The organism is Christiangramia pacifica (genome assembly GCF_057221535.1).
Window position 1 is genome coordinate 1,679,115 of sequence record NZ_CM170146.1, and the last position, 13,231, is coordinate 1,692,345.

Here is a 13,231-nt window from a genome sequence, read left to right on the forward strand (position 1 = left end):
GTAGAAAAAGAACAAATGAGCAACGTTTTTTCAAATCTTAAAGGAGACAAGGTGATCTGGGCGGTAGCCGGCTTGTTGGCAATATTTTCATTTTTGCCGGTATACAGTGCCAGTAGCAACCTTGCATATCTTCATGGAGATGGAAGCACTTCGGGATATCTCGTGATGCATTTCTTCCATTTGCTTTTAGGATTTTGTGTTTTATTCGCTGTTCATAAAATACCTTATCACTATTTCCGCGGAATTTCCATTCTGCTGTTGCCGGTGATCATTGTATTGTTATTATTTACTATCGCGCAGGGAACTACAATTGAAGGCGCTTATGCCAGCAGATGGATACAAATACCAATATTGAATGTTTCCTTTCAGTCTTCAACTTTGGCGGCAGTTGTCCTTATGGTCTACGTAGCCAGGTATTTATCGAAAATTACTGAAAAAACGGTCACATTTAAGGAAACAATTCTCCCGCTTTGGTTGCCTGTATTCGTTGTTTTAGTATTAATTTTGCCGGCCAATTTTTCCACTACAGCCATAATTTTCTGTATGACGCTGGTGTTGATGTTCTTAGGTGGTTATCCTATAAAATACCTTGGGGCTATCGTTGGTGCCGGAATTCTAATGCTGAGTATTTTCATACTTACTGCTAAAGCATTTCCGGGATTATTACCGAACAGAGTTGATACCTGGTCAAGCCGAATTGAAACCTTCTTTGATGATGAAGAAGGAACTGAACAATACCAGGTTGAAAGAGCCAAAATTGCAATCGCTCAGGGAGGTATTACCGGAACTGGTATTGGAAAAAGTGTACAAAGAAATTTTTTACCACAATCCTCTTCAGATTTTATCTACGCGATAATCGTTGAAGAAATGGGATTGATAGGAGCTTTTGGAGTGATGCTTGCATACCTCTTATTGCTCTTCAGAATTGTAATTGTGGCTACCAAAGCCAATACCATTTTTGGTAAACTCGTGGTCATGGGAGTCGGTCTTCCTGTGGTTTTTCAGGCACTCATCAATATGGGAGTGGCTGTAGAACTTTTTCCAGTGACCGGTCAAACTCTTCCGCTGGTTAGTAGCGGTGGAACTTCCATCTGGATGACATGCATAGCACTGGGAATTATTTTAAGCGTAAGTGCGAAAAGAGAAGAGATAAAGGAATTTGAAAATAAAGGACTGGAAGACGAAGGGGAAAATCCTCTTGATATTCTAAGCGAAGCGATATGAAAGAAGGTTTACGCGTCATATTATCTGGTGGTGGTACAGGAGGGCATATTTATCCTGCCATCGCTATTGCTGATGAAATCAAAAGAAGGCATCCTGATGCTGAAATTCTTTTTGTGGGAGCAAAAGACCGAATGGAGATGGAGAAGGTTCCACAAGCTGGTTATAAAATTGAAGGTTTATGGATAAGTGGTGTGGACAGGTCCTTCAGCTTAAAGAATTTCGTTTTTCCTTTCAAGCTTATGAGCAGTCTTATAAAGTCAAGAAAGATCATAAAAAGCTTTAGGCCGGATATCGTGATCGGTACTGGTGGGTTCGCCAGTGGACCTTTACTTCGTGTTGCAATTTCAAAAGGAATTCCAACCTTGATTCAGGAGCAGAATTCTCTCCCTGGAGTTACAAACAGGATCCTGGCGAAACATGCGAATAAGATATGTGCTGCATATGAGAAAGTGAAAAATGTTTTTCCGGCAGAAAAAACCATTATAACTGGAAATCCGGTACGGCAGGATCTTTTGAAGGTTGATGAATTACGAGCTGAAGCAAAAGAGCATTTTCAGCTGGATAATGATAAAAAAACTGTGCTTGTATTAGGAGGAAGTCTTGGTGCGAAAAGAATAAATAAGCTTATTGAGAACAATCTTAAAAAGTTCAGGGATGAAAATATTCAATTGATCTGGCAGATTGGGAAGCTTTATTATGATGATTATAAAAAATATGATTCCTCGACCGTTAGAGCAAAGGAATTTATCAATAGAATGGATTACGCGTATGCAGCTGCAGATGTAATCATTTCCAGAGCTGGAGCAGGAAGTGTTTCAGAATTATGCATCGTTGGAAAACCGGTCTTGTTCATTCCTTCGCCCAATGTTGCAGAAAATCACCAGGCGAAAAATGCCATGGCGGTTACCGAGCATGACGCGGCAATTATGATCACGGAAGATGAATTAAATGAACGTTTTGAACCATGTTTTTTCAGTCTTCTGGATGATGAAAGAAGATTGAACAGGTTTGCTCAGAATATTAAAAAACTGGCATTGCCAAATGCGACTTCAGATATAGTTGACGAAGTAGAGAAATTGGTAAATGCCTCAGTAAAATAGATGATAGAACTTAACCACATAAAATATCTGTATTTCATTGGGATTGGTGGAATAGGAATGAGTGCATTGGCCAGGTATTTCAAGGCCAAAGGCATCTATGTGGCAGGTTACGACCGAACTTCTACCGAATTGACCAGAACTCTTGAAAAGGAGGGAATTGAAGTAAATTACCAAGATGAGGAAAAACTGATTCCAGAGGTTGTTCTTAATAATCAGAATAATACATTGGTAATATATACACCGGCAGTTCCAAAGGATCACAAGCAATTTGGGTTGCTTCAGGAAAGAAAATTTGAAGTTATCAAACGAGCAAAATTGCTAGGTCTGGTTACTGAGAATAAAAAATGCCTGGCTGTTGCCGGAACGCATGGTAAAACTACTACGACCGCTATTCTAGGTCATTTACTAAAAGAAACTGGCGCTAGAGTGACCGCTTTTTTAGGTGGAATTAGCGAAGATATTCAGTCTAACTTGATTATGCAGGGCGATGATGTAATTGTAGTTGAGGCTGATGAATTTGATAGATCGTTTCTGAATCTTTCTCCGAATATTGCCGCGATCACTTCTATGGATGCTGATCATTTGGATATCTATGGAGATAAATTTGAACTGGAGAAGTCTTTTAAAGAATTTGCAGCCAAGGTTCCGAAAGATGGAAAGTTGTTTTTTAAGAATGGGTTGCCATTAAACGGTGTCAGCATAGGAATTAATGACGATAGCGATATCTCTGCTAATAAGATTAAAATTAAAGATGGAAGCTATGTTTTTGATCTGCGTACGCCTTCTTTCGAAATCAAAGAATTAAAATTTAATCTCCCCGGCAAACATAATTTGCTAAATGCTATAACAGCCCTGGCGATGGCGATCGAGTACGGCTCCCCAACCGACGGTCTGGCCAGGGCTTTATATAGTTTTAGAGGAGTAAAACGCAGATTTAGTTATAAGATAAAAACGGATAACCTGGTTTTGATCGATGATTATGCTCATCATCCTACTGAAATTTCAGCAGTGCATCAGGCAATTCGTGAAATGTACCCCAACAAAAAAGTTTTAGCGGTTTTTCAGCCCCACCTGTTTAGCCGTACCCGCGATTTTGCTGAGGATTTTGCTTCAAGTCTTGCAGAATTTGACAAGGTTTTTCTTCTGGATATCTATCCGGCTCGAGAATTGCCTATTGAAGGAATTTCTTCAGCATGGTTGCTGGATCAAATTTTCAATCCTGAAAAATCCCTGGTGAACAAATCAGAATTACTGGATAAGATAAAATCAGAAAATGCTGAAGTAGTAGTGATGATGGGAGCTGGAGACATTGGAGAAGAAGTCGAAAAAGTGAAAAAAGGATTGTTACATGAAGCGTAGTTTAAGTTACATAAAGGCTTTCGTTTTGGTGGCAATTATTTGTCTTTTGTATGGTTTTGCTGAAAAGCGACATAAGTCGCGAGGTATCAGTGAGGTAAAGGTTGAATTTACAGATAGTGAAAATCTCTATGTGACTGAGGAAGTGGTTAATAAATTGTTAATACAAAATAATGCCGCTGTCTCGAGCATAGATAAAGAAACTTTAGATTTGAATAGGGTGGAAGCCCTTTTGAATAAGCACCAAATGATTGAAAATGCGGAAGTTTACCTGACACTTGATGGAAAACTTGAAGCAATAGTAAGTCAAAGAAAGCCAATTGGGAGAGTTGTAGGCAATTCATCCTTTTACCTGGATAAAAATGGAGAGATCATGCCTTTATCAAGGTTTTATTCGGCTAGGGTGCCATTAATGTTTGGTTTTGATGGTTCTAATGTGACAAAAGCATTTCCAATCATCAAGCATATTAAAGAAGATGAGTTTTTAAAAAGGCATGTAACCGGTATTAATCGGCTGAAAGGTGATAAATATTCGCTGGATCTTAGAGAGCAGGATTTTGAACTGTATTTTGGAGATTCGAGCAATGTGGCTTTAAAATTCAACAATTTCAAAGCCTTTTATAAGAAAGCACAGAAAGAAAATAAATTAGAGACCTACAAAAAAGTGAACTTACAATTTGGAGACCAGGTTGTGTGCACGAAAAAATAGTTTATGGAACAAAACGATATTGCAGTAGGATTAGATATTGGAACAACAAAGATTGTGGCTATGATCGGCCGCAAAAATGAGTATGGCAAGGTAGAGATCATTGGTATTGGAAAATCAAAATCTCTTGGCGTACACAGGGGCGTGGTGAATAACATTACGCAAACCATCCAGTCTATCCAGCAGGCAATACAGGAAGCGGAAGCCGATAGTGGTTTGAAGATTAGTGAAGTGGTGGTTGGAATTGCTGGGCAGCATATTAGAAGTCTTCAGCATAGTGATTATATAACCCGTCAGAATCCTGATGAAGTGATAGATGCAGATGATATCCATACACTTTGTAACCAGGTTCACAAATTGGTGATGTTGCCGGGAGAAGAGATCATTCACGTGCTTCCACAGGAATTTAAAGTCGATGGTCAGGCTGAAATCAAAGAGCCTATCGGGATGTACGGTGGTAGACTGGAAGCCAATTTCCACGTGGTGGTTGGCCAGGTTTCTTCGATCAGGAATATTGGAAGATGTGTAAAGAGCGCGGGACTTGAACTTTCTGCAGTGACCTTAGAGCCACTTGCTTCAGCAAATGCGGTATTGAGTCAGGAAGAAAAAGAAGCCGGAGTTGCTCTTATCGATATAGGTGGTGGTACTACTGACCTCGCCATATTTAAAGATGGAATTATTCGCCATACAGCGGTAATCCCTTTTGGAGGTAATGTGATTACTGAAGATATTAAGGAAGGTTGCTCGATCATTGAAAAGCAGGCGGAATTACTGAAGATCAAATTCGGTTCAGCATGGCCGGGTGAAAATAAGGATAATGAGATCGTTTCTATTCCGGGGTTAAGAGGAAGAGAGCCGAAGGAAATCACCCTTAAAAACCTTTCAAAAATAATTCATGCAAGAGTAGTGGAGATCATTGAACAGGTTTATCTGGAGATCAAAAACTACGGGCATGACGAGCAAAAGAAAAAATTGATCGCCGGATTAGTATTAACCGGTGGTGGTGCACAATTGAAGCACATAAAACAGCTGGCTGAATATATCACCGGGATGGATACCAGAATCGGTTTTCCTAACGAACATTTAGCCGGAAATAATGATTCAGAAACCACCAGCCCGGTTTATGCAACGGCAGTTGGTTTAGTGATGAATAGCCTGGAAAAGGGTAATAGCAGATTCCAGGAGGAGGCAGTTCTATCAGATAATAGTCCGGTAGAAAATGATTCCGAAGATTACGAAGAAGATCAGGTGACAGATGAAGCTGATCACGAGGAGGAATCCTCGAAAAAAGTTGCCCGTAAGAGCATTTTTGACAAGTGGGCAGAGAAATTCAAAGATTTTTTAGATAACGCAGAGTAATAAAGATACAACCAGTAAAACAGAGTTTATGAGCAGTACAGAATTTGGAGACATCTCATTCGATTTACCTAAGAATCAATCGAACGTCATCAAAGTGATAGGAGTAGGCGGTGGAGGAAGCAATGCCATCAACCACATGTTCCAGTTAGGAATAAAAGGGGTTGATTTCGTTGTTTGTAATACCGATTCCCAGGCACTTGAAAACAGTCCGGTTCCCAACAAGATTCAATTAGGTGTGACGCTTACTGAAGGACTAGGAGCAGGAGCAAATCCCGAAATTGGGGAGAAAGCAGCAGTAGAGAGTTTTGAGGAAATCAAACAAATGCTGGATTCTAATACTAAAATGGTATTCATCACTGCCGGAATGGGTGGTGGTACCGGTACAGGAGCTGCGCCAATTATTGCCAAACAGGCTAAGGAACTGGATATTCTTACCGTTGGTATTGTAACCATTCCTTTTCAGTTTGAAGGTAGAAATAGAAATGAACAGGCACAATTAGGAGTTGAAAGACTTAGAAGTCATGTAGATTCTTTAATTGTGATCAATAATAACAAACTTCGTGAAGTTTACGGAAATCTTGGATTTAAAGCAGGTTTCTCTAAGGCTGATGAAGTGCTGGCAACAGCATCCAGAGGTATTGCCGAAGTAATTACGCATCACTACACGCAAAACATTGACTTGCGAGATGCAAAAACAGTATTAAGTAATTCAGGTACCGCGATCATGGGTTCTGCGCAGGCTTCAGGAGCCAGCAGGGCTACAGACGCAATCATGAAAGCTTTAGATTCTCCTTTATTAAATGATAATAAGATCACCGGTGCCAAAAATGTTTTACTGCTTATTGTATCTGGTAACGAGGAGATCACTATTGATGAAATTGGAGAAATTAACGATCACATTCAGGCAGAAGCTGGTCACAGTGCAAACATCATAATGGGTGTTGGTGAAGACGAGGCTTTAGAAGATGCAATTGCTGTAACCATTATCGCTACTGGTTTCGATGTGGAACAGCAAAATGAGATCACTAATACAGAAACTAAGAAGATCATTCACACCTTGGAAGATGAGCAAAAGGCTGAACAGGATCTAACAACTAAAAGATCTGCGCCAATTTCTCAGGTTACCAATGCGCCGGTGAATGATAATCCGAACAACGAGCTTCAGTTTGATGAGCCCGCAAAAGAGGAGAAAATAGTTCATACGTTAGATGAAACCGAAGAAGAGGTTGATGAAGTTGGAAATATTCATAAAAAAGTAGATGATATTTTAAAGACTCCAGATTTCGCTCGTAAACTGGATGTTACATATGAAGAAGTAGATCCTGAAGAATTTATCATCAATGATACCAGCGACGAGGTAAAGGCAATGGAGGTTAATGAGCCTGAAGAAGTGAAAAATGATAGCGAAGAGCAATTCATGTTCACTTTTGACATGCCTATGAACAAAGAAGAAGATAAACCCAGATCTACTCCAAAATACCAGGAGGTGACTCGACACAGTCTGGAGGAAGAAGAAATTGAAGAAGAGGCAAAGAATATAAAAGTAAACGAAGCGGTGGAAATCGTTCCAGTTACTGAAAGTTCTGCCCAGGGAATAAAGAGATATAGTCTTGATGATTATATGGAAATGGAGCAGAAGCTTGAAAATTCAAAAGCTCCTAAAAAGGAAGAAGAGCCTAAAGATGAAACGATCGCTTTTGAAAAAAGAACGGTAGCTCCATCTCCAGAAAAAGAGAATACCGGAGACGGTCATGATCCCTTCGATAATCCTATTTCATCAGAAGTTGTTAGACAACGTACTGCAGAGAGAAAGGCGAAAATGAAGGAATTCAATTATAAATTCAGAACAGGTTCTGCTCAAATCGATGAGATCGAAAAGCAGCCGGCTTATAAAAGGGCTGGAATAGAACTTGATAATTCTAAGCCAGGAGAAGGTAAGCTGTCCAGAACAAGTATAGATCAGGACGAAAATAATGATCTTCATTTCAGAAGAAACAACTCTTTTCTACATGATAATGTAGATTAATTTCAACCTAGCCAAGAAAAAAGGCAGCCAAATGGCTGCCTTTTTTTATTACATAAAATAGATAAAATCAATTCTGGGCTTTTGCCTGAACTTCATCTGTATCTCTTCTGTACTTCAACATGGAAATTCCGGCAACGAAAAATACGAAGCCAAGGATAGTGAGTGCCCAGGGGCTAAGCATTAAAGCTACACTACCAAAAATTCCTAATACTCCCATAACAAGTGCGATAGCACCTCCTATGGTCATAATCATTGCTAAGACTTTAATCATAACATTTATTATTGGTTATGAAATAAAAGTAGTTAAACAATTGAAAGTAACGTGAATATTAACAAATTTTAAAACTCGGTTTGCAATTTCAATATTTCAGCTTCAGCTTCTTTTTCATCTGCCCAACCTTGTATTTTCATATCGTCAGCAGGATCGTAATTCAAAAACCAGCCTTCAATGATATTCTTCGCGGGTTCATAATTTTTAACGAAATCTTTAAAAGTCTCAGCCGAAATAGTCCGCAGATTTTTGTCTGCAGGTATGGCAATTACTTTAAAATCCTGTTCGCCGTCATCCATTAATTTGAGCATTCCAATAGGAATGATTTCAATCACTTTTCCTGAAGGAATGGTCGAGCTTAGGATCATGACATCCAGGGCATCTCCATCACCACCTTTTTCAGGATCAGAGAAAGTGGAGGGAATAAATCCGTAATTCGCAGGATATGCGAGAAAATCTATTTTTCGCTCTTTTCCATCTCTCAATGAAGGTTTGAAAACCCTGGCAACTTTGTCGTATTCTATTTTCGAATTCGTGCCTGCAGGAATTTCAACCACGGCCTGGTAATATCCATTTTCAGATTTAAGATCTGTTTGTAAATAGTCAATAGAAGTTTTACAACTGGTAACCACGCAAAGCCCTAAAATGAAAAAAATGTTACGCATTCTTAATTCCAGTAGATCATAAAGTATTTGATCTTGGCGTCATCCGGAATTTGGGAAGCCATGATCTTGCTGTCTGTATCGTATCTTAAATTAGTAGGTAACTGGTTTTTATCTATCGTGATGTATGCGTTGATCTCATCAAGAAATACTACAGCAGAATTGATGGTATTTTCAATTCTGGAGATCGTATAATTTTCCACAATCTCCTTGAAAGTACTTTCAATATTAATTCCTTGTTTCGTTTCGTAACGTGGATCAAGAATTCTTATATAACCAATAGTGCTGGTTGAGTCAAATTCCTGTAAAGGTTCCAGGCTCATTAATGCCTGGCCATCTTCTCCAAAAATTTTGATCTCATCAGTGGTTCTGAAATCCTGAGGTCCGCTAGTTTGCCTAACAATACTGTCTCCCTGAAAAATTGAATCCAGCTGATTTATCTTAATTTCTTTTTTTAAAGGTCCTACCTGTGTGGGTGTAATTAAAAACGGATTTTCTTCATCGCTGGTGCAGGATGCAACACTAACACATAAACCAATAATTAATAAAGCTCTTTTGTACATTGTAGATTGAGTAGTTTTTATTTTAAAAATTTATTCAGTATTCCCATCACACCTCTTATAAAGGTGGCGCTGGTCAATACTTTTATAATTGCTCCCTCGGTACTTTTCGTACTTCGGCGGGAACTGGTTTTAGTTACTTTTCTTCGCTCTTCTTCAGCTTTTTCCTTTGCTTCTTCTTTTTCGGCTATTTCAATTTTCCTGTTCAGCAGTTCATAGGCGCTTTCACGGTCTATCTCTTCGTTATACTTCGCCTTGAGATCTGAAGACTTTATCAGGTCTCTTAATTCTTTATCGGTAAGTACGTCCATTCTGCTCATGGGTGCTCTAAGCATCGTGGCAACCAGAGGAGAAGGTCTGCCTTTTTCGTCTAAAGCTGAAACTAAAGCTTCTCCAATACCTAACGCCGTAAGCATGTTTTTGGTATCGTAAAAATCTGATTCCGGATAATTTTCCGCGGCTAATTTTATCGCCTTTCTATCCTTGGCTGTAAATGCTCTTAAGGCGTGCTGAACTTTCAATCCTAATTGGCCTAAAACTTCTTCCGGAACATCTGACGGATTCTGAGTGACAAAATAAATTCCAACGCCTTTAGATCGAATAAGTTTCACGATACTTTCTATCTGGTCAAGCAAAGCATCTGAAGCTTCCTCAAAAATAAGATGAGCTTCGTCAATAAACATAACCAGTTCAGGTTTATCCATATCGCCTTTTTCCGGAAAAGTAGAATAGATCTCTGCCAATAAGCTCAGCATAAAAGTTGAGAAAAGCTTTGGTCTGTCCTGGATATCAGTTAATCGCAAAATATTAATAAATCCTTTTCCGTCGCTGTTCTTGCGTAAAAGATCATTCACTTCAAAAGATCTTTCACCAAAGAATAGATCTGCACCCTGTTGTTCCAGAGATACAATTTTTCTGAGAATGGCTCCCGTCGAGGCTTTAGAAATCCTTCCATAATTATCTTCAAATTCCTCTTTCCCTTCTTCGGTAGAATACTGTATGATCTTTTTCAGGTCTTTAAGATCCAGCAATGGCAGTTGTTGATCATCACAATACTTAAAAATGATCGCAAGAATACCTGTTTGGGTTGAAGTGAGGTCAAGGATTCTCGAAAGCAAGACCGGTCCAAATTCGCTCACCGTAGCTCTTAACCTGATCCCATCCTGATCAGACAGTGTAAGGATCTCGACAGGGGAAGCTTTGGGCGTAAAAGGAAAGTCAAGTTTTTTATGGCGCTCGTCAATAAAATCGGCACCATCTGAGGCTTTTGCCACACCACTTAGGTCACCTTTTACATCCATGAGCATAACCGGAACTCCCTTTTCTGAAAGATTTTCAGCAATGATCTGAAGGGTTTTTGATTTTCCGGTTCCTGTTGCACCGGCGATCAATCCGTGCCGGTTCATTGTTTTTAAAGGAATTTTTACTGCAGCATCAGCATGCACTTCATTGTCCAGCATCCCTGCGCCCAGGTAAATATAATCTCCTTTGGTGGTATAACCTTTCGAGATCTTAGCTATAAAATCTTCCTTGCTTTTCATGATTCTTGATTATTTTACGGCAGAATTTAGAAGTTTGATAGTTCCGTTTTCCGCATCAATTTCAGCTTCAATTCCATTTGGCAGTGTAATATTATCATCAATATGACCAATCATCGCTCCGGAATAAGCTGGAATATCTAGTGGTTTTATATAATGATCAATTACTTCTTCCATCGTAAGAGAACCATAGCCGCTACCTCCGGGATCACAACCATTACATTTTCCAAATACAAATCCAGAGATTTGAGCAAGTATTCCTCCAAGTTCTAATTGAGACATCATCCTGTCTACCGCGTAAATTTTTTCACCAATATCCTCGATATATAAAATTTTACCATTCCAGTCTTCAGGAAAATATGGCGTTCCCATGATGGAGGTTAGAACGGAAAGATTTCCACCCAGTAGTTTGCCTTTACTTTTTCCAGGATTTATCGTTCTAATGCGATTGCTGGTTTGGGTTAATCCGCCAGCTTTTGAATTAGGATTGGTATATGTGATGTTTTCTCCTTCAAAAAGAAGTTTTCTAAAATATTCATAACTGAAGTCATTCCAACTCGAAACTGCCACCGGTCCATGAAATGTAACCAGTCTGGTATTCTTATAAATGGCGAGGTGTAAAGCGGTAATATCGCTGTAGCCAACAAATATTTTCGGATTTCTCTTGATGAGGTCATAATCAAGTTTGTCAAGAATCCTTGCTGAACCGGAACCGCCTCTTAAGGCGATGATCGCTTTAATATTTTTATCCCCAAACATCGCATTCAATTCCTCTGCGCGTTGCTCATCAGTTCCCGCCAGGTGACCATATCTACTCTGCGTAAATTCACCAAATCTCACCTTCAGGCCCATGGCTTCGAAAGTTTCCCGGGCAATTTCATAAGGCTCGGTTTCAAAGATAGCGCCGGCAGGGCTTACAATTCCTATGGTATCACCTTCTTTGAGTCGATTCGGGATCAAAGTATTCGAATCTAATAAGTTGAAATCCGGTTTGGTGAATGAGGCCAAAGGATAAGCGATACTAGCCAGACCAAGATTAAAAACAAAATTTCTTCTTTTCATAGTTTTAATGCTAATCCGAAATTAGGGAATATTTATCAGTTAAAGAATTCAATATTTATCTCTGATCCTAATTAGAATTTTTTCCATCTCTGCCTTCAGATCTCCAGAGGGCACAGTATAATTAGAATTCATGAAGCTGAAAAGTAATATCTTTCCTTTGTTTGAAATCAAAATTCCGCTTAAACTAAAATTGTTTCTCAAGCTACCCGATTTTGCACAAATAAAAGGTTCTTCATTAGTCAGAAAATTTTTGAGCGTGCCTTCCTTTCCAGCTTCTGGCAGTAAAGCCATTAATCTCTCAATCCCCGTAATTTTTTCAATTTTCCTAAGGATATTTATCATGGATCTTGGGGTGATCAGGTTGTATCGGGATAATCCGGAGCCATCAACCCAGAAAACTTCATCTGGAAGATCAAAAAGATCCCTTTTCTGTAATTCGGAAATTGAGTTCTCTTTATTTAATGTATCCGAGATCTTCAGGGAACTCATTAAAAGAATTTGTTCGGCAATCAAATTGTCACTATTGTGAAGCATTATTTTGTAAAGTGAGTCTGAAGAAACTGAATAGAAATTTTCATCTAATTCAGAAAGACGATCTGGATCAATTTTATAGGTTATTGGTTTTTTTAGAATATCGCTTAGGATATTCACGCTGGTTCTTTCAGAAGTTCGGAAGGGAATTGATCTGGAATAATCAGTTTCGGGTTTGCCAATAGTAAATTGATTGGAGTCAAAATTTCGATAAGTGCTTGTCCCTGGTTTCTTTAGCGTAAGCGAATCTGAGAAATATTCAGGCTTTACCTCGAGAGTTTCTGAATTCTTCTGGTAATTGATTCGAATTGAGTTGCCAAAGATCGGGAATGGAGATCTTTCCGCTGAGAAAGCATAATTATAATCATCCCATGCCCAGCCGCTTCCCAGGGGATCTTCGTCCCAGTTAGATTGTATGTAAACCAAATGTTGCTCGGTGTCTTTTAGTAGATCGAGACTCCTGTTTTTTTCAAACTTCTCATTCAATAAACTCGGATCCCCCGTGGCTGAGAAATACAGCGAATCGGAAGTAGTTTTGTAACTGAATGCGGGGATCGAATCACCCAGATATTTCAGGCCGGCCAACCACGTTAATAATTTGGTGTTTGAAGCAGGAGTAAAGTATTTATCTGAATTATATTCATAGATCATTTGATCTTCTTCCAGGTCAAAAATGGCAATTCCAGTAAAACCATGCTTAAAATTTTTTGAAGTCTGAAACTGTTTTTTGAGAGACGGCCCACATGATAAACAGGATAATGTAAGCAGGAATAGGAAAAGTCTGTTGATTGATGAGCTCAAAGGAATCAAGTTTTCGATTTAAAGATAACGGTAAA

Annotated in this window: 12 protein-coding genes; 6 read left to right on the forward strand and 6 right to left on the reverse strand. The window is 39.1% G+C overall.

Annotated features, from left to right (window positions below; translation table 11 throughout):
* Positions 1-15: 15 nt before the first annotated feature.
* The 6 genes from AC2S94_RS07710 to ftsZ are packed head-to-tail and all read left to right on the forward strand — an operon-like array spanning position 16 to position 7,771.
* Positions 16-1,224: an FtsW/RodA/SpoVE family cell cycle protein gene (locus tag AC2S94_RS07710; RefSeq protein ID WP_484630861.1), complete on the forward strand. Its 1,209-nt coding sequence runs from the start codon at positions 16-18 to the stop codon at positions 1,222-1,224.
* Positions 1,221-2,324 (forward strand): undecaprenyldiphospho-muramoylpentapeptide beta-N-acetylglucosaminyltransferase, encoded by a 1,104-nt coding sequence (gene murG / locus AC2S94_RS07715; protein WP_484630862.1) that lies wholly within the window; start codon positions 1,221-1,223, stop codon positions 2,322-2,324. Before AC2S94_RS07710 ends, murG begins: the two co-directional genes overlap by 4 nt.
* Positions 2,325-3,683 (forward strand): UDP-N-acetylmuramate--L-alanine ligase, encoded by a 1,359-nt coding sequence (gene murC / locus AC2S94_RS07720; RefSeq protein WP_484630863.1) that lies wholly within the window; start codon positions 2,325-2,327, stop codon positions 3,681-3,683.
* Positions 3,673-4,389, forward strand: a complete 717-nt coding sequence (locus AC2S94_RS07725; RefSeq protein ID WP_484630864.1) for a cell division protein FtsQ/DivIB — start codon at positions 3,673-3,675, stop codon at positions 4,387-4,389. Before murC ends, AC2S94_RS07725 begins: the two co-directional genes overlap by 11 nt.
* Positions 4,390-4,392: 3 nt before the next feature.
* Positions 4,393-5,745 (forward strand): cell division protein FtsA, encoded by a 1,353-nt coding sequence (gene ftsA / locus AC2S94_RS07730; RefSeq protein WP_484630865.1) that lies wholly within the window; start codon positions 4,393-4,395, stop codon positions 5,743-5,745.
* Between the two features lie 28 nt (positions 5,746-5,773).
* A complete protein-coding gene (gene ftsZ, locus AC2S94_RS07735) occupies positions 5,774-7,771 on the forward strand; it encodes a cell division protein FtsZ (RefSeq protein ID WP_484630866.1) in 1,998 nt (665 codons plus the stop codon).
* 67 nt (positions 7,772-7,838) lie between these two features.
* Here the strand turns inward: ftsZ and AC2S94_RS07740 are convergent, their stop codons facing one another.
* The 6 genes from AC2S94_RS07740 to AC2S94_RS07765 all read right to left on the reverse strand — a co-directional run bounded on the left by AC2S94_RS07740 (position 7,839) and on the right by AC2S94_RS07765 (position 13,196).
* Positions 7,839-8,042 (reverse strand): hypothetical protein, encoded by a 204-nt coding sequence (locus AC2S94_RS07740; RefSeq protein ID WP_026933611.1) that lies wholly within the window; start codon positions 8,040-8,042, stop codon positions 7,839-7,841.
* Between the two features lie 68 nt (positions 8,043-8,110).
* Positions 8,111-8,707: an inorganic diphosphatase gene (locus tag AC2S94_RS07745; RefSeq protein ID WP_484630867.1), complete on the reverse strand. Its 597-nt coding sequence runs from the start codon at positions 8,705-8,707 to the stop codon at positions 8,111-8,113.
* Positions 8,708-8,709: 2 nt separating this feature from the next.
* Positions 8,710-9,267 carry a hypothetical protein gene (locus AC2S94_RS07750; RefSeq protein WP_484630868.1) on the reverse strand — a complete coding sequence of 186 codons (558 nt, stop codon included), beginning with the start codon at positions 9,265-9,267 and terminating at the stop codon, positions 8,710-8,712.
* 17 nt (positions 9,268-9,284) lie between these two features.
* Positions 9,285-10,805 (reverse strand): helicase HerA-like domain-containing protein, encoded by a 1,521-nt coding sequence (locus AC2S94_RS07755; protein ID WP_484630869.1) that lies wholly within the window; start codon positions 10,803-10,805, stop codon positions 9,285-9,287.
* Between the two features lie 9 nt (positions 10,806-10,814).
* Positions 10,815-11,864, reverse strand: a complete 1,050-nt coding sequence (locus AC2S94_RS07760; protein WP_484630870.1) for a S66 peptidase family protein — start codon at positions 11,862-11,864, stop codon at positions 10,815-10,817.
* A gap of 48 nt (positions 11,865-11,912) precedes the next feature.
* Positions 11,913-13,196, reverse strand: coding sequence for a D-alanyl-D-alanine carboxypeptidase/D-alanyl-D-alanine-endopeptidase (locus AC2S94_RS07765; RefSeq protein ID WP_484630871.1), 1,284 nt, complete (start codon positions 13,194-13,196; stop codon positions 11,913-11,915).
* Positions 13,197-13,231 lie beyond the last annotated feature (35 nt).